Annotated in this window: 19 protein-coding genes and 1 pseudogene; 4 read left to right on the top strand and 16 right to left on the bottom strand. The window is 60.7% G+C overall.

The window, feature by feature from the left end; genetic code table 11:
- The first annotated feature begins 126 nt into the window (after positions 1-126).
- Both cmoA and cmoB read left to right on the top strand, forming a co-directional pair.
- Positions 127-870, top strand: coding sequence for a carboxy-S-adenosyl-L-methionine synthase CmoA (gene cmoA, locus ACZ5M5_RS05610; RefSeq protein WP_060739065.1), 744 nt, complete (start codon positions 127-129; stop codon positions 868-870).
- Positions 867-1822: pseudogene (gene cmoB, locus ACZ5M5_RS05605) on the top strand (tRNA 5-methoxyuridine(34)/uridine 5-oxyacetic acid(34) synthase CmoB). Before cmoA ends, cmoB begins: the two are co-directional and overlap by 4 nt.
- A gap of 160 nt (positions 1823-1982) precedes the next feature.
- Here the strand turns inward: cmoB and tadA are convergent.
- The 8 genes from tadA to ACZ5M5_RS05565 form a co-directional block, all read right to left on the bottom strand.
- Positions 1983-2480, bottom strand: a complete 498-nt coding sequence (tadA, locus tag ACZ5M5_RS05600; RefSeq protein WP_464738752.1) for a tRNA adenosine(34) deaminase TadA — start codon at positions 2478-2480, stop codon at positions 1983-1985.
- Positions 2480-3856 (bottom strand): multicopper oxidase family protein, encoded by a 1377-nt coding sequence (locus tag ACZ5M5_RS05595; RefSeq protein ID WP_060739068.1) that lies wholly within the window; start codon positions 3854-3856, stop codon positions 2480-2482. The genes tadA and ACZ5M5_RS05595 overlap by 1 nt, the downstream gene beginning before the upstream one ends.
- 153 nt (positions 3857-4009) lie before the next feature.
- A complete protein-coding gene (locus tag ACZ5M5_RS05590) occupies positions 4010-6727 on the bottom strand; it encodes an AAA domain-containing protein (protein ID WP_464738751.1) in 2718 nt (905 codons plus the stop codon).
- Positions 6728-6783: 56 nt separating this feature from the next.
- On the bottom strand, positions 6784-7308 hold the full coding sequence (locus ACZ5M5_RS05585; RefSeq protein WP_103307915.1) for a helix-turn-helix transcriptional regulator: 525 nt from the start codon (positions 7306-7308) through the stop codon (positions 6784-6786).
- Positions 7309-7312: 4 nt separating this feature from the next.
- Positions 7313-7588 (bottom strand): hypothetical protein, encoded by a 276-nt coding sequence (locus ACZ5M5_RS05580; protein WP_103307916.1) that lies wholly within the window; start codon positions 7586-7588, stop codon positions 7313-7315.
- A 243-nt stretch (positions 7589-7831) separates the two neighbouring features.
- Positions 7832-8239, bottom strand: a complete 408-nt coding sequence (locus ACZ5M5_RS05575; protein WP_060739070.1) for a DUF6632 domain-containing protein — start codon at positions 8237-8239, stop codon at positions 7832-7834.
- 122 nt (positions 8240-8361) lie between these two features.
- The gene (locus ACZ5M5_RS05570) at positions 8362-10341 is read right to left on the bottom strand and encodes a tetratricopeptide repeat protein (RefSeq protein WP_464738750.1); all 1980 of its coding nucleotides are present in this window, start codon (positions 10339-10341) and stop codon (positions 8362-8364) included.
- Positions 10342-10657: 316 nt separating this feature from the next.
- On the bottom strand, positions 10658-11215 hold the full coding sequence (locus tag ACZ5M5_RS05565; protein ID WP_464738749.1) for a hypothetical protein: 558 nt from the start codon (positions 11213-11215) through the stop codon (positions 10658-10660).
- A 185-nt stretch (positions 11216-11400) separates the two neighbouring features.
- Between ACZ5M5_RS05565 and ACZ5M5_RS05560 the strand changes: the two genes are divergently transcribed.
- Complete coding sequence (locus ACZ5M5_RS05560; protein WP_060739073.1) at positions 11401-11712, top strand: hypothetical protein; 312 nt, start codon at positions 11401-11403, stop codon at positions 11710-11712.
- A 120-nt stretch (positions 11713-11832) separates the two neighbouring features.
- Here the strand turns inward: ACZ5M5_RS05560 and ACZ5M5_RS05555 are convergent, their stop codons facing one another.
- The 4 genes from ACZ5M5_RS05555 to ACZ5M5_RS05540 form a co-directional block, all read right to left on the bottom strand.
- Entirely contained in the window at positions 11833-12696 is an 864-nt protein-coding gene (locus ACZ5M5_RS05555; RefSeq protein ID WP_103307920.1) for a class I SAM-dependent methyltransferase, read from the bottom strand.
- A 66-nt stretch (positions 12697-12762) separates the two neighbouring features.
- Positions 12763-13608 (bottom strand): alpha/beta fold hydrolase, encoded by an 846-nt coding sequence (locus tag ACZ5M5_RS05550; RefSeq protein WP_063321978.1) that lies wholly within the window; start codon positions 13606-13608, stop codon positions 12763-12765.
- Positions 13609-13777: 169 nt separating this feature from the next.
- Complete coding sequence (locus ACZ5M5_RS05545; RefSeq protein ID WP_072408112.1) at positions 13778-14155, bottom strand: antibiotic biosynthesis monooxygenase family protein; 378 nt, start codon at positions 14153-14155, stop codon at positions 13778-13780.
- Between the two features lie 56 nt (positions 14156-14211).
- Positions 14212-15105 (bottom strand): NAD(P)/FAD-dependent oxidoreductase, encoded by an 894-nt coding sequence (locus tag ACZ5M5_RS05540; RefSeq protein ID WP_060739076.1) that lies wholly within the window; start codon positions 15103-15105, stop codon positions 14212-14214.
- A gap of 105 nt (positions 15106-15210) precedes the next feature.
- Here ACZ5M5_RS05540 and ACZ5M5_RS05535 point away from each other — a divergent pair, with 105 nt between their 5' ends.
- Positions 15211-15840: a TetR/AcrR family transcriptional regulator gene (locus tag ACZ5M5_RS05535; RefSeq protein WP_103307922.1), complete on the top strand. Its 630-nt coding sequence runs from the start codon at positions 15211-15213 to the stop codon at positions 15838-15840.
- Positions 15841-16060: 220 nt separating this feature from the next.
- Here ACZ5M5_RS05535 and guaA read toward each other — a convergent pair whose 3' ends face one another.
- The 4 genes from guaA to ACZ5M5_RS05515 all read right to left on the bottom strand — a co-directional run bounded on the left by guaA (position 16061) and on the right by ACZ5M5_RS05515 (position 20823).
- Positions 16061-17638 carry a glutamine-hydrolyzing GMP synthase gene (gene guaA, locus ACZ5M5_RS05530; protein ID WP_045155136.1) on the bottom strand — a complete coding sequence of 526 codons (1578 nt, stop codon included), beginning with the start codon at positions 17636-17638 and terminating at the stop codon, positions 16061-16063.
- 79 nt (positions 17639-17717) lie between these two features.
- Positions 17718-19187, bottom strand: a complete 1470-nt coding sequence (gene guaB, locus ACZ5M5_RS05525) for an IMP dehydrogenase (protein ID WP_060739079.1) — start codon at positions 19185-19187, stop codon at positions 17718-17720.
- Between the two features lie 253 nt (positions 19188-19440).
- Entirely contained in the window at positions 19441-19989 is a 549-nt protein-coding gene (locus ACZ5M5_RS05520; protein WP_103307923.1) for a sugar ABC transporter ATPase, read from the bottom strand.
- A gap of 66 nt (positions 19990-20055) precedes the next feature.
- On the bottom strand, positions 20056-20823 hold the full coding sequence (locus ACZ5M5_RS05515) for a sulfite exporter TauE/SafE family protein (RefSeq protein ID WP_060739081.1): 768 nt from the start codon (positions 20821-20823) through the stop codon (positions 20056-20058).
- Position 20824: the final 1 nt, after the last annotated feature.

The raw sequence follows: 20824 nt of genomic DNA, 5'->3' as shown, positions 1-20824 counted from the left end.
TAATTCGGTCTTGCTATAGACCGCGGTGCCTTTATCGCGGGCAAGCCTTGCTCCCACAAAGCTCGCTCCCACTGGTTTTTTGGTTAAAATGCCGGCCTTTTCACCACCCATGCCGCTGGAACCGCCGTGAGCAAAGACCCCGATCGCCTATTCGCCCAGCCCCTGGCCCAAGTGCCGGACTTCGCCTTCAACGAGGACGTGGTGCGGGTGTTTCCGGACATGATCAAGCGTTCGGTGCCGGGTTACCCGACCATCGTCGAAAACCTCGGCGTGCTCGCCGCGCAATTCGCCCAGCCGGGCAGCGTGCTCTACGACCTCGGCTCGTCCCTGGGTGCGGTGACCCAGGCCCTGCGCCGTCATGTGCGCACCGACGGTTGCCGGGTGATCGCGGTGGATAACTCGGCGGCCATGGTCGAGCGCTGCCGTGAATACCTCAATGGCCAGGACTCGATGTTCCAGGAGCTGCTGCCGGTGGAAGTGGTCGAAGGCGACATCCTCGCCCTGACGTTCCAGCCAGCCTCGGTGGTGGCACTGAATTTCACCCTGCAATTCATCGCGCCGGACCAGCGCACCGCACTGTTGAGCCGCATCCGCCAGTCCCTGCTGCCGGGTGGCGCCCTGATCCTGTCGGAAAAATTGCGTTTCAACGATGCAGAGGAACACGCCCTGCTCACCGACCTGCACGTGGCGTTCAAGCGCGCCAACGGCTACAGCGAGCTGGAGATTGCCCAGAAACGCAGCGCCATCGAAAACGTCATGAAGCCCGACAGCCTCGAAGAGCACCGCGAGCGCCTCTTGGCGGCCGGCTTCTCGAAAGTCGTGCCATGGTTCCAGTGTCTTAACTTCGCCTCGTTGATTGCCCTGCCATGATCGATCTGTCCCCCTCGCCCGCCATCTGGCCGGCACGCCCCTGGCCGATTGGGCCGCGACGCTGCAGACGCAACTCGACAGCAAGATGGAAAAGGGCCACGGCGACCTGGAGCGTTGGCAAAGCGCCCTCGATGCGCTGCCGATTTTGCAACCCACCACCGTCGACCTGCTGAATGGCCTGACCCTCGACACCGATTGTTCCGACGAAACCCGTGGGCAAATGCGTACCGCGTTGATGGGCCTGTCACCATGGCGCAAAGGGCCTTTCGACCTGTTCGGCGTGCACGTGGACACCGAATGGCGCTCGGACTGGAAGTGGTCGCGGGTGGCTCCGCACCTGGATCTTGCGGGCAAGCGCATCCTCGATGTGGGCTGCGGCAACGGTTATTACATGTGGCGCATGCTCGGTGCCGGGGCGGACACGGTGATCGGCGTCGACCCCAACTGGCTGTTCTTCTGCCAGTTCCAGGCGGTGCAGCGCTACCTGTCGCAGCCCAACGTCTGGCATTTGCCGTTCCCGTTCGAGGCCCTGCCAGCGGAACTGGAAGGCTTCGACACGGTGTTTTCCATGGGCGTGTTCTACCATCGCCGCTCGCCGATCGAACACTTGCTCGCCCTGAAGGATTGCCTGGTCAAGGGCGGCGAACTGGTGCTGGAAACCCTGGTGATCGAAGGCGACGAACACCAGGTGCTGGTGCCCGAGGACCGCTACGCGCAGATGCGCAACGTGTGGTTCCTGCCGTCGGTCCCGGCCCTGGAACGCTGGCTGCGCCGCGCCGGGTTCAGCGACGTGCGTTGCGTGGACGTGAGCCTGACGACCGTGGAAGAACAGCGCAGCACCGAGTGGATGAAGTATCAGTCATTGAGTGATTTCCTCGACCCCGCCGACCACAGCAAGACCATCGAAGGGCTGCCGGCGCCGATGCGGGCGGTGATTGTGGCGCGTAAATAAAACGCCCAAGCCGCCTGTGTGAGAGCTTCTGTGGGAGTGAACCTGTGGGAGCAAGGCTTGCCCGCGATGAACGATAACGCGGCCTTGCTATAGACCGCGGTGCCGTCATCGCGGGCAAGCCTTGCTCCCACAAAGGCTCGCTCCCACAAGGGCTCGGTGTTTAGTCCGGGGCTTTGGCTCTTCGGGCCTTGAAGAACTCACTCAGCACCGTACTGCACTCCTCGGCCAACACCCCGCCCTCGAACATCACCCGATGGTTCAGGAAACCCTGGCTGAAAAACTGCCCCTGGCTCTGCACGATGCCGGCCTTGGGCTCCAGGGCGCCGTAGACGACCCGGGCGATGCGCGAGTGGACGATGAGGCCGGCGCACATGCTGCACGGCTCCAGCGTCACATACAGGGTGCTGCCGGGCAGGCGATAATTGCTCACCGCCTGGGCAGCGGCGCGGATGGCGACCATTTCCGCATGGGCGCTGGGATCGTGGCCGCTGATCGGGCAGTTGAAGCCGCGCCCGATGATCTCGCCGTCCTGCACCAGCACCGCGCCCACCGGCACTTCCCCCAAGGCGGCGCCTTGGGCGGCGAGGGCCAAGGCTTCGCGCATGAAGTCCTGGTCACGACTGCGGTCGATGATTCTGGCGGGGCGAATCTGGCGCATCACGCCACCTCGATGGCGGCCATCAGGCCGGTTTCCATGTGGTCGATCACATGGCAGTGGAACATCCACACCCCTGGATTATCCGCCACCAGCGCCACCTGCGCCCGTTCGTTCTTGCCGAGCAAGTAAGTGTCAGTGAAGTACGGCACGACCTTGTGCCGGTTCGACGCGATCACCTTGAAGCTCATGCCGTGCAAATGGATCGGGTGCTGGTACTGGGTCATGTTCTTCAATTCGAAAATGTAGCTCTGGCCTTTCTTCAGCGTGGCGATCGGCCGGTCGGCGCAAGTCTTGTCGGTGATGTCCCAGGCCTTGCCGTTGATCTGCCACAGGCTTGGCGGCTTGCCGTTGTCGACATTGACCGACACCGAGCCGACCCATTCGAAATTGAAGTTGAGTTTCTGCGCATTGGCCAGGTCCGGCTCGGACACCGGGTTGGCTGGCAGTGCCGGCGGCCACTGGGTCGGTGCGTCACTGTTGGGCACCGAACGCAAGGTGCCCAGGCGCACCGGACCATTGCGCAACGACAATTCTTCACCGGCCGGCGGCGCCTTGATCGCCAGGCAAATGCGCATGCCCGGGCCCAGCCAGTATTCCTTGCCCAGCGGGCGCGGTTCGATGGGGTTGCCGTCCAGCGCATAGATCTGCGCTTCAACGCCTGGGATGTTGATACGGTAAGTCAGGGTATTGTCGAGGTTGAGCAAACGCACCCGGGTGATCTGCCCGGCCGGCAGATCGATCACCGCCTGCGGCACACCGTTGATGGTCGCCAGCCGCCCGGCCGTGCCACCACGCGCCGCCTCACGGGGAATGCTGAACGCCACGAACTGGCCTTGCTCGTCCACATGCCAGCTCTTGAGGCTCAGGGTCTGTTCATACTTGAATCCGGTCGGCTCACGTTCCTCGACGATCAACGGTCCCACCAGCCCACGTCCCAGTTCTTCGCTGCTGTTGACGTGGGGGTGGTACCAGTAACTGCCGGCGTCCGGCACGCGGAATTTGTAGTCGAAATATTCGCCCGGCAGCACCGGCAGTTGCGAGACATACGGCACGCCGTCCATCTCCAGCGGCAAACGGATACCGTGCCAGTGAATGGTGGTGGCGACCGGCAGGTGGTTGATGAAGCGCACCCGCAACCATTCGCCCTGGCGCACCCGCAGCTCGGTGCCCGGCGCCGAAGGGCCGAACGCCCAGGCCTGGGTCTTGTGCCCGGCCACCAGTTCCACGTCCAGGGGCGCCGCGATCAGTTCATAGTCGTGACCGGCCTCGGCGTCGGCTCGCTTGCCCAGCCAGTACCGCGACGCACCGCCTGCACCCACACCAACGACAACAAGACCGGCCAGGCCACCGAGTATTTGGCGACGGGTAAAGGACATGAACGCAACCACCTATTGAATCCGCGCGAACCGTTGGGCCCGCAAAAGGCGAATACGATACACCCGCAATTGAGAAATATTAAGTGAAGGATTGTCGCGGCACTCGCCGTTGTCGTGGAGGCAAGGAGGGCCTCAAGCGCCCGGCAGCTCGATTTATCCCGCTGTGTCCTTTAGGACACCGGTTGCCCACTGCGTCACAAATGCCGCCACCCGCTCTTCAATACGACTTTCAACGGTTCGCAAGCGCAGCAAAGGGATACCGCACTTGCCCAAAATACTGTCTTTCAAGGCATCGAGCTTCGCCTGTTCCGGCGTGTCATGACTGCCTCCGTCGACCTCTATCACCCCCAGCGGTGTTTTCCCAACCTTGAAATAGAGTACGAAATCACAACTGGAGCCGTTGTTCATGAAGTCCAGCTCCCGCGGGACCAGTCTCGCATTGGTGCTCGGGGCCACTTGCTTCAGCGGTATCTGCGAGTGGAACATGAGCCCTCGGCAGACTTCCTGCTCCAGCGTCTCACGCAGGATCTGCGCCACGATCCGCTCTGACTTGTAATCGGAATCTTCCCGCCGCAGCCGTTTATCGAGGCGTTCGAGCGATTGATCGTACTCCGCGTACAGCAGATCGAAGGCCGAGATCACTGGCGCGCGATGCACCTGCCTGTCCTCCGCGTAATACTCGATATAGCGCACCAGCGCCGCAATATGCCCATTGTTCGCTGTGAAGACATCATCTCCCGTGACCAACGTAAAGCCGTTCTTGGCCCGAGACACTGCCACATTGACCATGCGCGGATCATCAACGAACGCCAGGAACTTCGGGGTGATGCTCTTTTTGTCCAATACCGTGGAGAAGACAATTTCGTCGCACTCGCGGCCTTGGAACTTATGCACGGTGTCATTGATGAAATCGCCCGGTAAAAGCGTCCCGGAAAGTGTGGCCTGTGCCCGGAAAGGCGCGATGAATCCCCTCCCATCCTTGCCTGTCCAGGCACTTTCGCCTTCACCGGCAAGCGTCGCCAGCAATGAATCCAGCTCCCGCAGGTTCGTGGTCTTTCGCGTGTGATTTCCCTTGGCTGTCACCAGCAACGACAGAGGCTTTTCGCCTCTGTCCTTCGTCATCGGGACCAACTGGTCGTCATAGAACTGCTGGTTACAAAACTGAATGATTTGCGGGTGGCAGCGATAGTGTTCCTTGAGTAGCGTCGTCGGAATGGAGCCGTTGAATACACGGATACACGAATCGAGCAGGCTGAATGTCTCGCAATCGTAGTGCTCCCTGTCCTGGGGCGCGGCCAGCCCCAGCCGTGCCGGGATATGCGCCAACTGTTTCCTGTCGCCAACGATGATCAGTTGCTTCGCGCAGCCTAACGCCAATATTCCCGGAACGATGTCCTGCTGCGAGGCCTCATCGATGATCACATAGTCGAGCATCGTCCCGGCTGGAAGCGAGTTGATGATCGAATGTGTACTGCTGGAAATGATCGGATAGCGCGTCACGAACTCATCGAATCTACGCTTGTAGGTCTTGGCTTCGAAGGGTGCGGGTGGCGGCACCTGTTGGTGCAGATGCTGCTTGAGGTATTTCATCGAAGCGCTGGTCAACTCATCCAGCAGTGCCTGGTAATTGCCGAGTCGCAACGCCTGCTGATGAGTTTCCAACAGTGCATTCTTTTCCTGCAGCGCCTTGTCGTAAAAATGGAGTTGTAGGCCATAGAACATTGACTGGCGCTTTTCCCAGTTATCGAACGGCCGGGTACGCAGAATCCTGAAGTTGAACAGCAGTTCGATTCTGTCCTTGACCCTGACGCGACTGCCTCCCAGGTGGGTCAGATAGGCCATCAGGTCCGCAGACTTCTGCGGGGTCAGCTTGTACCTGTCCAAGGGCGGAATCTGTACGCCGTTATCCTGTTGCCATTGCTGCAGATAGCGGCGCTCCACTTCCAGCTCATTGATTTCGAGCTGCAACTGCGCCACCGCATTGCGGGTACCCAGATAGCCCTTGAGCTGTTGCAGAACAATCTGGATCCGCTCCATCGAAGGCGCGGCTTCGGGAGTCACCGAGGGACGGGGACGTGGATTGGCGAAAAATGCCTCGCGATTTTCGGTGCTGCCCAATTCGGCAACTAGGTAATCGAGCCCGGACTTGCGCAGTTTTTCGCAGACATTCGCCACAGCTGAATTGTTATTGGACACCACCGCCACCGTACTCTCACGTAACAGGATATTGGCGAGGATGTTCAGAATGGTCTGGGTCTTGCCAGTGCCGGGCGGCCCTTCGATCAAACTGATCTGTGAGGTGAAGGCCTGCTCGACGGCATGAAGCTGACTTTCATTGATGCCGAAAGGAAAGACGAAATTCCCCGCTTGTACCTGCCGTTCATTCTTCCCGATGCAGTAAGCGTGCAATGCCGTGTCTGCACACGGAAGTATTGAGTTCAACTGGCGCAGCACATTCTCGGCGATCAGCTTATCCACTGGTTTCGTGGCATGATCGACTCGGGCACTGGCCACGGAAAGGAAATAATGAAAGAGCGACTCTTCCTTCATCTTCGTCGGTGCGACAAGCTCGATAGCATCCAGCTTGAACACGTAATTTGTCGTCTTCCCGGAATACTGAACGACGGCATATTTCTCACCGTAGATCACGGCCTTCTCAATTGGACTGAGCACCGCGCTGCCCTTCTTACGCAGAAGCTTGTCACTCACTACTCGGGTTGGAACGACCTCACAGTCTTCAAGCGGACTTGGGAAGCTCTTGCCGGAAGGAAAGTGGCAAATCAACAAAAGTCTACCGTTCCTGTCACTCTTGATTGTCCAGTCGCTGATCTGCCGAGTCTTGTCTTCACCGCGCACGTTGATAAAAACCATATAATCCCTTACTCAGGCTTGTTCAAAGCCTGGACACGTCCATGTTGTCGGAATCCTTACCCAACCAAAGCTTCCAACTCTTTGGCAGCCAGGCTCGGTAACCGTCGGCCCTCTTTCGCAACGTTGACCTGGGAGGCCACCAGGGCCACGTCCAGCACGCTCTTGGTAAGCGAATAGCTGCCCTTTGCCTGCAGCCAGGTCAGAACGTCCGCCAAGTGCCAGATAGACGCACTTCCCTCGTGCACCGGCGTCGGGAAGCTGCTCGGATGAGCCAACATCAGCTTGCGCATGTTCTGCCGAGAGACACCTACGATCTCAGCTACGTCGGTCAGGCCCACCAGGTCAGGGGCAACCTCGATCAGTTTGGCCGACGGCACCGCGCGGCGGACGTCGCTCAGAGCGCTAAACACGGCCTTGACCGCATCGGGAGCCTCGCGAGTGAACTCAAGCGCCAGCCGCCCCGGCTGCCCAATGCCGACCAGGGCATCGTCACAGCCAGCTTCACCCAGCCGCTCGACCAGCTCATCCGAGGCACAGTCATCGTCAGCAAGCTGATATTTCAAGGTAAAGGTATATTCCATCGTTCTATTCCTCAGCAGCGTCATCAGCGCCACACCTATTGCGATGCGTGGTGCAATTGTCCACGACGCGTCGCAATGCTCGCGCATGATTGCCAGGGTTCTTCGGTGTGCTCCATATCGATGTGATGCAGAACTCACCACAGCGGCACTCCTCGTCGTTGTATGGACAATAAGTCCGCCCCCAGGCGTGGCTGCCGCCGACTTCTACGCGCCACCCCAACGCTTCGGCATGTCTCAACGCTTCTTCGACTTCCTTTTTCGGATGCGAGGGACGAATCATCAGTGGTCTCCAGTATTCGCATGACCTGCAAGGTTGTCAAATGACAACCAAACTCCTCCCTTGGATGATAAGCACTTCTCGGCAAACTCGATGAGGGCAGAATCGTAGCGAAAGGTGACGACACCGAGCGGCTTTAAGCGACAACTCCCAGGGCACCGCTGAGAAAAATCGGGATGACCACCCAAATGGAAAAGCCCTGAAGAGATCATCCACAGGGCTTTCAGGCACGCCGCAACGCAAGGATCAGCCCGCCAATAAACGCGCCTTCTCACCCCGAGGCGTGAAGAACGCCAGCGCCGCCGCGACGACGAACAGCGCGGGTACGTCGCCGAGCAGATGGCCGTAATGGCTCATCCCGTCCATACCGACACCAAAGGACTGCACGGCCATGATCGCGCCGTGCACGACGCTCGACCATACGGTGAACCAGATCAGGCTCAAGTGCCTCATCGGATCACGGGAAGCCCTCAGCAGGAATACGCCCAGGGTGGCGTAGAGACCGACAATCATCAGCGGATAGTCGGAATGGCCGCTGTGCCAAGTCCAACCGGACGGCCACAGGATCATCAGTGGCCAGATCGCGAACACGGCGATCAGCCCCACAACGATTAAAACGATACGTAACGCGGCGAGTCGTTGGGTGTCATTCATGGCAGGCTCCTTATTCCGGCGTGTCTGTCGCCGTAACTGGACGCCCTTGAGTATAGGACTCTCCTCGGACATGCCCCTTGAACCCGCACCGTCAGTCGCCCTGACGGTGGTCGAGAGCCCCGTTATTCGCTGATTCGCGCCAGCCAGGCCTTATGTTCAGGCCGTGTATCAGCGGGCAAGTCCCGAATGTGGGCGTGTAACTCTGCCTGCATACCGAACACCCTCCATATCAGCGGAGCCAAGCGCAATACAGGGCTGCGCGCCTGTTCCAACTCACGCAGCAATTGCAGGCTGCGTTCTTTGTATTCGGCGAGTACGTCCGACTGGTAATCGAAGGCTTTGCCCAACCCGGAGATGTACATCAATTTTGCGACTTCAACCGTCGGCCAGTGGAGGGCCATGTTGAGCGGCCAGTCGAGCATGGCGCGCTCACCCCACATTGCGGACTTGGGCATATGCCCGTTCGCCAGCAGCGTCAACGTGAAGGCCTGGCCCAGCTCGGTCAGGTACACCGGCAGAACTTCGGCCGTGGGATGCAGGTAGAACGAATCCAGTGGTGTCTCGCGCCTCAGTCCAATGCCGGCCAGCAAGCGCGTCTCAAGATCGAGTACCAGCGCACCGATGTCTGCTGTCACCGCGCTGCCGCTTTCCGCGGCCTGCTGGGTGCGGGTCGCGCAGTCCCAGAGCTTCAGGGAAATCTGCCATTGGGCTTGATCACCTTCACCCGAACAGCCGATCTCGCCGGTAACGAAGGACTTCATCGTCGGCGGCACGATATCGAAAAGCGCGTGGCCGTCGGCTTCACACCCCGATAGCACCGGGCCGCCGCCTTCCACGATTTGGATGTAACAAGTGCCTACATGGTCGCTCCAGTAGTGCACGGCTTCAGACAGGTAAAGAGGAATCGCGCGCGCGAAGCGCCCCAGTTCATCCTCCCGTTGCGATTCGGCGCGCTCTGATCCGTCTGTGCTTTTGGATAACGCGAAGAAGCCGATTTCCGATGCCCCTTCCGGTTTCTGCGCAAAGAACCAGTCGGCGTTGCGCAAACCGTAGTGCCAGATCGGCTGGCTCAATGCCAACGTCGCGAACCTCAGGCTTTCAGGATCAACCGGCACGCCTTGGTCGTCCTGCTTGTGCATTTGCAGGAAGGCTTGGGCAAACTGATCGAGTTGGCTTTTGATCGGTGCAAAACCCAGGGCATACAGGCGGGCGAGCAGCGCCTCGCCTTCGACCGCATTCCCGAGTGCCTGATAGGCGCGCAGCAAGTTGATACCGGCCATGGGGTCGTGTTTGCGTTCATCGTAGACAGGCCCGACCAACTCAACGATCAGTGGGATCTGGCCGTTGTTACCCAAGTCGCCCGAGATCATCATCAGCGCATTGCCGTCGAAGGTACCCGCCGTCAGCACCTGCGCGTAAAACCTGCGTGCCGACTCGACGTCGTTCTGTTCCAGGCAATGACGCGCCAACCACAATGGCGCACGCCAACTGCCGGGTAACGCCGCCACGGAACGCAGCGCCTCGAGATAGCCCGCCTCGCCGGCCCTTTCCCGCTGCATGGCTGCCCACCACAACAGGCCGTTCTCCAGGTTAGGGTCGGCCTGGATCGCGCGCCAAAGCGTTTCATCGGCAAGCACCGGCTCGCCTCGCTCGCTGAAGACCTTGGCCAGGTTGGTCAGCAAGGTCCCCGTCGCGCCCACTTTCGCCATCCCCGTGCGCAGCGTGTTTTCGGCGGCATCGAGCTGGCCGTTCTCCATCAGCACAATGCCCTGGATGACATGGCTGCGCTCGGGATTGCTGTCGATCTCGACAAGTTGCGCAGCGGCCGGGATCAAGTCAGCGACAAAGCCATCATTCAACCCCGAGATAATCAGGCTGTAGAGTTCGTCGGCAGAACGCCATTTCTCCTGCAGGTTTGGCAGGAAGACTTGGTCGCGCCACTCGTTGCGGGTGATCTTCATCTCACGACCGTAGCTGTCGTAGACCGTGATAAGTTCATTGTCGACCGGCTGGGACGGTGTCGCCTCAGGGTGCGCAGAAGAAACAGGTGTCGAAGTGCGGGACTTCTTACCGCCCAGGGCGGACAGGATGCGTTTGAACATAAGGGCAATGACACCGTTTCTGAGTTTGTCGGCACGGTGTTCTTGGGATGGAAGTTTGCAGTCTTCTTGTGAGCGACCGACAGCTTTGCGCATTCACTTGCAGAGAGCGACAAACGTGGACAAGCCAAGAGCAACGATGGGGGAAGTTGGCATTTAAGCACAACTTCAAACACGACTTTGCGCAGCCGCTGGGCACAGACACCTTGGAAACGCCTATCCCCTGTGGCGAGGGAGCAAGCTTCCTCGCCACACTGATAGGTTGCCGAATGCCTTATTGGAAAGTTCTTATCGTCATGAAAAGACTATCCCTGCATGGTCAGTTTGCGTCGGCATCCTTTTTTGGAACGCCAATGGTTTTGCGTTCACCCGTTGCGGAGACTTCGTACACGCTCATGACCCAAGTGTCGGCGATCACGGTTTCAACCAGGTAATTCTTCTTGGCTTGCGGCGTGAATTGCTGCGCAACAGGCTGTTCCTTGTCGAACGGCGTGGGCATGGGAATACCGTTAAAGGTAAACGGTTTGTCCTTGACCTCCCCTTTTACGTACACCGTTTTGTCCGATTCGACCAGTTGACTGATGTTGTCAGTCCCACCGGCGATTTTCTTCAGATAAGCCGGTATACGCTTGAAGTAAGCAGAGTCGTAAACCCGCTCACCCGCGCTCATGAATCCAGTATTGGCATACCCGTACAGGTAACTGACAGGACGATCACCCTCGCCGCCTATGGTACGGAAAGTCACGCTGGCTTGATGGTCATTCATGGCCAGTGGAACGACCGGCCCTGAAGTAAGATCACCCGCCTGACGGCTGCTGCAGCCGGTCATGACAAGGGCGAAAGTGATTGCTAATGGAAACGCCAAAGAAGTTTTCATTCGATCCCTGAACAGTTTAAAAAGGACTGTATAGAAGCATTTGCAGAGTGGAAGTTCCCTGTACGCTGTCGGTGCTGCTGTGGAATTGCCCCGTCTGCCGGCGCCACGCTGATCCTACACCACTGGAGAGACTCACCCGACGGCGTCTCACACTTGATCCGAGTCAAACCATAAGGAATAACGCCATGTGCACGAGGAGCCTGTTGCTGAGTTTGTGCGCAGTGTTACTGGTTGGCTGCACGGGAAGGGGCTTTCAACCGCCGCCTGGGGACTTCACACAATGGTACAAAAAGGGGGTGTCCCAATCGGGCGTCGACAACGCCATGCGTGCTTGCGGGTATACCAATCTTGATGGCGCGGGAGACACCTCGCCGATTGATGTTGTGCTGACCCGGTTCTACTGCATGAAAGACGCAGGGTTCTCGCGCAGGGACAATCTCGACCTGTGCAAGGAAGGCCGCATCGGCGAATCATCGGTGTGCGAAGGCCGCCGGTAACGTTTTCGAGTGTCATGAAAACGCTGTAAACGACGGCTTCCAAGCCAGAAGGGGCAGCAATCCGACCGGCCAAAGACACCCCGCGCCACCGAGCGGGGGCGTCCTCCCTGTTACTCCCTGTCAGCTTGCCGGATTGCGTGCCGTGACGATCCACGCCGCGCCGTCGATCATCACCGACCGCTCGCCGGGGAGGCCCGCGAAGGCGGCACGAACCGCGGCCCAGGCGCGGGCGCGGATGTCGTCGGGCTGGTCAGCGAGCACAAGCGACAGCGGGCCGCCCTCGAACGCCATCTTCACCCCGTCGTCGATCGCTTCGTCCCGCGTCCCGCCCTCGCCGAACGGGATGGAAGCATCGAAGGGCGCGATCGCGATATCGGTGAAGCCGGCCGCCGTCAGGATGCGTGTCACCCGCCCCCGGTCACCGAACGAGAATGGGCCGGGCGCTTCGGGATCGGGTGGTGCGGTCAGTGGGACGATGCCCTTGATCGCGCCCATCGGCAGGCGCACCCAATCGTTCTCGGCCACGCCGCGCCAGCAGACGAAAGCGACCCGCCCGCCCGGCCGAAGCGCGCGTCGCATATGGGTGAAGGCCCCTGTCGGATCGTCGAAGAACATCACTCCGAAGCGCGAGAACAGGATGTCGAACGCGCCCTCGGGTAGCTCGGCGCGGCTGGCGTCGGCTACCCGGAACCGGGCCGGCGTATCCTGGGGTGCCCGTGCGTGCGCTCGGCCGATCAGCGGTTCGGATATGTCCACGCCCAGCACATGGCCGCCCGCGCCGACGCGGCCAGCCAGATCCAGACTCGATGCGCCCGCGCCGCAGCCGACGTCCAGCACGCGTTCGCCCGTGGCGGGCGCGGCGGCTTCGATCGCGGCCTGGCCGAACACCGCAAACATGGCGTCGAGCCGGGCCTGGTTGGCGGCCCAGTACTCACCGCTTTGGCCATTCCAGTCGGCGACCTGAGGGGCTTTTTGCTCTGTCATGACATCTCCTCGTTTTGATTCGTTCTTGACCAGCGCCCCTTTGATCGAGGCAAGGAGGAAAGGACGCTACTTGGCCCATGCCGCGATCCGTTCCGCGATCGCCTCAGGGGCCTCGATGTGCAGGAAGTGACCGACGCCGGGGACGACCTCCATCGCGTGCGGGGCGGCGAACCGATGTCGGTCGTCGACCTGCGCGGGGAGGATGCAGCCGTCGTTGGCACCGTGAAGCTGCAACAGGGGCACCGTGATCGGCTGAGACATGCGGCGCGTCGCACCAATCATGCCGGGGCGCAGCATCGCCCGGTAATACTTTAGGGGCGCGGGCATGCTCTTGCGCAGATGCTCGTGTAGCTCTGCCTTGAGAGCGGGATCGAGCGAGAAGCCGGGCGACCACTGACGCCAGAGGCGGTCGATGAAGGCGAGATCGCGGGCGGTGGCGATCCAGCCGCTTCCAGGCAGTTGAAAGAGCCCCATGTACGAGCTCCGGCGCAGTTGAGCGGGGTGCGTCAGCCGGCTCATGAACGTGAGCGGGTGAGGGATTGCGAGCGCGACCGCGCGTTCGATCCGCTCCGGCGCGGTGACGCAGGCGTCATAGGTGATCAGGGCGCCCCAGTCGTGGCCAATCAACTCCACGGCTCGCCCCGGAGACCAGCGGTCGATCAGCGCGAGCACGTCGCTGGTGAGGGCTGCGAAGTCGAACGGGCCCGCGGTCGGGGACGGTGAGTAACCGCGAAGCCAGGGTGCGATGACGTGACGGCCACGGCGGCCGAGCTCGGCAAGGAAGGGCTTCGCGGTCGGCGGATGATCCGGGAAACCGTGCAAGACGATCGTCGGTTGACCATCGGGATCACCCCCCTTCAACGCATGAAAGGTGCCGTGTGGCAGGTCGAAAGTGACGTGTTCGAACTCCATGTGTGTCAGCCTTTTTTCAAGAGTGGTCGGGCGAGAATGCTGATGCTGGCTTCGGTTTTTCTGCTCTTGGACATGTGCGCCTCCATGCTCATCTCCAATCTGTGCTCTCAAGCCGGCATCGACTGCTGGGCGAAGGTACCCGCCATCGCGCCTTGCCATATTTCTGGAGTCAGGCCGTGCAAAAACCGGGGACGGCAACCTTCTGGAACAAGTGCGGGGTGGCTACGACGGATGACGGATAGGCCGAAACCTTCGCGACGAATTCGGGACGAGCGAAGGCATCGCGGAGCGTCTCGGTGGACTCCCACACCACATAGTTCAGGAACGTCGGGCTATCACCGATCGCTCGGTGCAATTGGGTGGAGATGAAACCCGGCTGCTGCTTCAGGGTTTCGCCTGCCGCCTTGAAGGCGTCCAGGAAGCCCGCTTCGTCGGCGGAACCGACCGTGAATATGTTGATGAGTACGATTGGCGCGGCCGAGATGCCGAGTTGGCGCTCAAGCGGGAATTTATCGTCTAGCGGCTTGAATTTCTTCAGGACTTCCATGGTGGCACTCGCGTCTGTTGTGAAATTGGAATTGGCGTGATCGATGCTGCTTGATCTCAAACCAGCATCGACTGCTGGGCGGAGATACCCGCCGTCGCGCCTTGCCATGATGCCGTGGTGACCGAGGGCATTCCGAGGCTGGCGAGGTCGCCGGCGGCGTAGATGCCGGGCACGCTGGTTTCGCGGCGCTCGTCGACCTTGAGGACGATGCCCTGGGGCGTATCGACCGTGGCGAGACCCAACGATTCATGCAGGCGTGCGGACGGCTTGTTGCGCGGATGCGCGAACAGGATGTCGACCGCGACAGAGGGGCCGGCGTCGAGCCTGACGGTGGCGTTATGGCTCTCGTCATGGTCGATTTCGGTGACCCGGCCATCGACGACAGGGATGCCACGGCGCGCCAGATCGGCCCGGATGTCGGGTGGAATGTCGTGACCATTGGCAAAGACCGTCAACGTGTCAGTCCAATCGTGGTACAGCCTGACGTAGTTGTGCGACATTGGGCCGGACCAGACGAGGCCCCAGTGCCGGCCGGCAACTTCAAAGCCGTCGCAATAGGGGCAAGGCACGATGGAGGTGCCCCAGCCTTCGGCAAAGCCGGGAAGTTCAGGCATCTGGTCGGCGACGCCATAGCTCAGGATCAGGCGGCGCGCCCTGAGGGTTTCGCCCTCGCCCGTGAGGACGGAGAAATCGTCGATGGCGCCGGAGACGCTCTCGGCCCGGGCAGTGACCAGCTGGATCGTGGGATAGCGTGCCAGCTGCTGCCGCGCCTCGGCCAGGATCTCCAGCGGTGGCTTGTGGTCGTGGCCGAGCAGGCCATGGGAGTGGTCGGCGAAACGATTGCGCGGCAGGCCGGTATCGAGAACGGTGACCTTGCGGCGGGCACGGCCGAGTTGCAGGGCGGCGGCAAGACCGGCAAAACTGCCGCCGATGATGATGACGTCATTCATGGTGATGGGCTCCGCGCTGTGGATGAAGGGAGATCGCTTGCACAATTAAGAAACTAGGAAGTACCATAATTCACCAATTTAGATACTGTCAAGTACTGGAATTTTATGACCGAACACAGTCAGGCCCGACGCGGCCGGCCCGCCAACGATGCGCTAGGCCAGACGATCATCGACGCCGCGGGCGAACTTTTTGTGGAATTGGGTTTTCAAGCGACGACAATGGACAAGGTCGCCCAGCGGGCAAAGATATCCAAGCTCAGTATCTATCGGCACTTCGAGAACAAGGAGGCGCTGTTCAGTGCGGCCATTGCGGCCCACTGCCAACAGTTTGCACCGCAGGCCCTTATTGAAGGCGTCGGCGGTTCGGCGGCAGATCAGCTCATGGCGGTGGGAACATCCCTGCTTCGCACGTTGTTGAGCACCGACGTGCGCAGTGTCGAAGCCATGATCATGGCCGACAAGACGAATCAAAAATCGTTAAGCAAGCGCCATTACGAAGCCGGCCCCGCCTATGTCATTGCCCAGATCGAGGCCCTGTTGGGTCAGTTGCACGCGAAGGCGGTTCTGAACGTGCCCGATCCTCTCCAGTCCGCCCGCTTGTTTGCCGCGCTGTTCAAAGGATCCGATCTCCTGATAATCGCGCGCTTCGATGAGGCCTGGGCAGAGGACGACAACGAAATCGAATCCTATTGCCGGGCGGCCGTCGCCATGTTCATCGCCGCGCACGAAAAATAAAACCGTACCCGGAAAAGCACTCATGCATCACGAGAGAACCCAATGAAACCGGGCTGATCAAGAGATTTGATCCCAGGGCCTTCCCTGCCGAGGCGACAGGGTATCGAGCACCCGGCAGGGCATTTGACTCAGCCAATGCCCCAAAAAGCCAAAAGCCCGCAATTACGCGGGCTTCAGGGCATTTTTTGCTAATGGGTGCCGGACAATGCCGGACGTCCCATCATTCCCACTCAATCGTCGCCGGCGGCTTGCTCGACACGTCATACGTGACGCGGGAGATGCCTTCGATTTCGTTGATGATGCGCCCGGAAACGGTTTCCAGCAGCTCATACGGCAGGTGTGCCCAGCGAGCGGTCATGAAATCGATGGTTTCCACGGCACGCAGGGCCACGACCCAGGCGTAACGACGGCCATCGCCAACCACGCCCACCGATTTCACCGGTTGGAACACCACGAACGCCTGGCTGACCTTGTGGTACCAGTCGGCCTTGCGCAGTTCTTCGATGAAGATGTGGTCGGCGCGACGCAGCAGGTCGGCGTATTCCTTCTTCACTTCACCGAGAATCCGCACGCCCAGGCCCGGGCCCGGGAAGGGGTGGCGGTAGACCATGTCGTAGGGCAGGCCCAGTTCAAGACCGAGGCGACGCACTTCGTCCTTGAACAATTCGCGCAGCGGCTCGACCAGCTTGAGGTTCATTTCCTCTGGCAGGCCGCCGACGTTGTGGTGGGACTTGATCACGTGGGCCTTGCCGCTCTTGGCGCCAGCCGACTCGATCACGTCGGGGTAGATGGTGCCCTGGGCCAGGTACTTGATGTTGTCCAGCTTGCAGGATTCGGCATCGAACACGTCGATGAAGGTGCGGCCGATGATCTTGCGTTTCTTCTCCGGGTCGGACTCGCCGGCCAGGTTGTTCAGGAACTGCTCTTCGGCGTTGGCGCGGATCACCTTGACGCCCATGTTCTCGGCGAACATGGCCATCACTTGCTCGCCTTCGTGAAGACGCAGCAGGCCGTTGTCGACGAAGACGCAGGTCAACTGGTCGCCGATGGCCTTGTGCAGCAATGCGGCAACCACCGAGGAGTCGACACCGCCGGACAGGCCCAGCAGCACGTTGTCGGTGCCGACCTGGGCACGGACCTGGGCGATGGCGTCTTCAGCGATTTTCGACGGAGTCCACAGGGCTTCGCACCCGCAGATGTCGAGGATGAAACGCGACAGGATGCGGCCGCCCTGCTTGGTGTGGGTCACTTCAGGGTGGAACTGCACGCCGTAGTAACGGCGATCATCGTTGAACATGCCGGCGATCGGGCAGCTCGGGGTGCTGGCCAGGATGTGGAAGTCTTCCGGCATCTTGGTGACCTTGTCACCGTGGCTCATCCACACGTCCAGGCCGAACAGGCCGTCGGCGTCGACGTGGTCTTCGATACCGTCCAGCAGACGGCTCTTGCCGACCACGTCGACGCGGGCATAACCGAACTCACGCAGGTCCGAACCTTCGACCTTGCCGCCCAGCTGTTCCGCCATGGTCTGCATGCCGTAGCAGATACCGAAGACCGGCACGCCCAGGTCGAACACGGCTTGCGGGCAGCGCGGGCTATCGGCTTCGTGCACGGACTCGGGGCCGCCGGCGAGGATGACGCCTTTCGGAGCGAATTCGCGAATCGCTTCGTCATCCATGTCGAACGGATGCAGTTCGCAGTACACGCCGATTTCACGCACGCGGCGGGCGATCAGCTGGGTGTACTGGGAACCGAAGTCGAGGATCAGGATGCGGTGAGCGTGAATGTCGAGGGCCATGACTCATTCTCATGTAGTGAATCAGAAACAACTCGGGGCTGAATGAACAGCCCCGGTGATTAACGTTTTGCTGGAAGCCTTAACCTACGCGGTAGTTCGGCGCTTCCTTGGTGATCTGCACATCGTGGACATGGGACTCGGCCATGCCGGCGCCGGTGATGCGCACGAATTCCGGCTTGGTACGCATCTCTTCGATGTCGGCGCTGCCGGTGTAGCCCATTGAGGAACGCAGGCCGCCCATCAGTTGATGGATGATGGCGCTCAGGGTGCCTTTATACGGCACGCGACCTTCGATGCCTTCCGGCACCAGCTTCTCGGCACCCGCGGAGGAGTCCTGGAAGTAACGGTCGGAAGAGCCCTGGGCCTGGGACATGGCGCCCAGCGAACCCATGCCGCGATAAGCCTTGTAGCTACGGCCCTGGAACAGTTCGATCTCGCCCGGTGCCTCTTCGGTGCCGGCGAACATCGAACCCATCATCACGCAGTAGGCACCGGCGACGATGGCCTTGGACAGGTCACCGGAGAAGCGGATACCGCCGTCGGCGATCAACGGCACGCCCGTGCCTTCAAGGGCGGCGGCGACGTTGGCGATGGCGCTGATCTGCGGCACGCCGACACCGGCGACGATACGGGTGGTGCAGATCGAGCCTGGGCCGATACCGACCTTGACCGCGTCGGCGCCGGCTTCGGCCAGGGCCTTGGCGGCTTCGCCGGTGGCGATGTTGCCGCCGATCACCTGCACGTCAGGGAAGTTCTGCTTGACCCAGCGAACGCGGTCGATCACGCCTTTGGAGTGACCGTGGGCAGTGTCGACCACCACCACGTCAACGCCGGCATTGACCAGGGCAGCGACGCGGTCGCCGGTGTCCTTGCCGGTGCCGACCGCAGCGCCGACACGCAGACGACCCTGGTCGTCCTTGCTCGCCAGCGGGTAGGCCTTGGCTTTTTCGATGTCGTTGACGGTCATCATGCCCTTGAGGGCGAATTTGTCGTCGACGATCAGCACGCGCTCGATACGGTGCTTGTGCAGCAACTCGCGGACTTCGTCCTTGTTGGTGCCTTCCTTGACCGTGACCAGGCGCTCTTTAGGCGTCATCACTTGGCGGACGGAAGCATCGAGACGGTTCTCGAAACGTACGTCACGGGAGGTGACGATGCCGACCAGGTCGCCATCGTGCAGTACCGGAACGCCGGAGATGTTGTGCATGCGGGTCAGTTCGAACAGATCCCGGACCGTGGCGTCAGCCTCGATGGTGATCGGATCCTTGACCACGCCAGCCTCGAACCGCTTGACCTTGCGCACTTCGGCGGCCTGCTGTTCGATGGTCATGTTCTTGTGGATGATACCGATACCGCCTTCCTGGGCCATGGCAATGGCCAGACGGGCTTCGGTCACGGTGTCCATGGCGGCGGAAACCAGGGGGATATTCAGTTCGATGCCACGGGTGAGACGGGTTTTGAGACTGACTTCGTTAGGCAGTACTTCGGAATAACCGGGCACTAGGAGAATGTCGTCGAAGGTCAGAGCTTCTTGGCTGATACGCAGCATCGCGGGGGCTCCCGAGCGGGAAAATGGAAGCGCGCCATTATACTCATGGACCCCGTCTGGCTCAATGTAAAACTCTGTCTATTATTGGCGGGCTGATTGACGGGGCAAAACCACCACACTCTCATACAACACAGAACCCCTGTGGCGAGGGAGCTTGCTCCCGCTGGGCTGCGAAGCGGCCCCGGCTTTTGGCGGTTGCTGCGCAACCGAGCGGGAGCAAGCTCCCTCGCCACGGGACCGCATGCCTCCTCACCTACAACTCCACCCTCACCCAACTCACCGGCTGATCGAGCCAATCGGCGAACTCATCGAGAAAGTCCTGCTTGAACCCCGCCTCCAGCCAGTTGTTGAAAATGAACCCCAGGTTGGAAAAGCCGCACGGCTGCAGGAACAGAAAACCATTGATGTCATCTTCATGACCGCATTCGGGGCAGGTGAAGTTGTCGGTGCGCGCTGGCATCCAGTCTTCCAGGCTTTCGAACAACGCTTCGCCGACTTCCTTGCGGCACTCGGCGCAACCGGCTTCTTCGAGAAAGCCCTTGGCTGGCGTATAGATGCAGCGCTTGGTGATGATCTCCAGGCCATTGATCGCTTCGCCGAACGGCAAGGCATCGGGGTGCAGGACCACCGCCCGTGCGCCGGGGGCGATGGCGTGGGCCATGCGATTGCCGGTGCGCCCGCAGGTGGTCAGTTGTTCTTCGACGATATTTTTGCGCACCAGCCAGCGCACGATCGCCCGGGCCCGGGGCTCGTGGACCGGCAGGGTGGAAATTTTCGGGACGATGATGCTTTGCGAATTCATGACGAGGCCTGGAGGTTCCCATGGGGGCGAATAAAGGCCGGCAGCTTAATCCCTGGCCGAGCCAGGTCAAGCACTCAGGTAACGCCCGATCAAGGCAATGCCGCTGGCGAGCACCAGCCAGGTCACCAAGCGCACGAACGCCTCGCGCGACAACCTCATGGTCAGGCGACGACCCACCCACAGCCCCAGCGCCATGGCCGGCAACAAACACAACGCCAGTACCAACAAGGGTAGCTCGGCATACACACCGGCGACGATAAACAGGCTCAAGCGCACCACCGTGCTGCAACTGATCAAGGCACTTTGCGTGGCCCGGGCCGGGTCCTTGGGCAGGCGGCTATTCAAGTAGATGGCATATAAAAAGCCGCCACTGCCAAACAACGCCCCGAACATCCCGCCCACCGTGCCCATCGGAAACGCCCACCGCGATGACAGCTGCGTCGGCCGGGTTTTTATCAACAGGCTATAGATGGCATAGCTGCTGATAAACAGCCCCATCAACAGCAACAACAGGTCGGACTTGAGATTGAGCAGGAAAATCACCCCCAGGGTGCACCCTAGTGCCATGCACGGCAGCAACCGCAGCAGCTCCGGCCGGGACACGTCCCGACGCGATGGCAACAGGTTGCCGAAGGCCGCGACAAAATCCAGCAGGACCAGCAGCGGGATGATCTTCGACAAGGGCATGAACAGCAGCAGGATGGGCGCGGCCACCAGCGCCGTGCCGAACCCGGCGATGCCGAACACGATGTAGGCCAGGGCGATGGCCGAGCCGATCGCCAGCCATTCCAGGGGGGCAAATGCCCACTGGCCCAACCACGACAGAAGATTCATC

The sequence above is a fragment of the Pseudomonas sp. Van50 genome (assembly GCF_055390755.1).
Note: the sequence above shows the minus strand (reverse complement) of the source record. Positions and strands in the feature narration are given on the sequence as shown.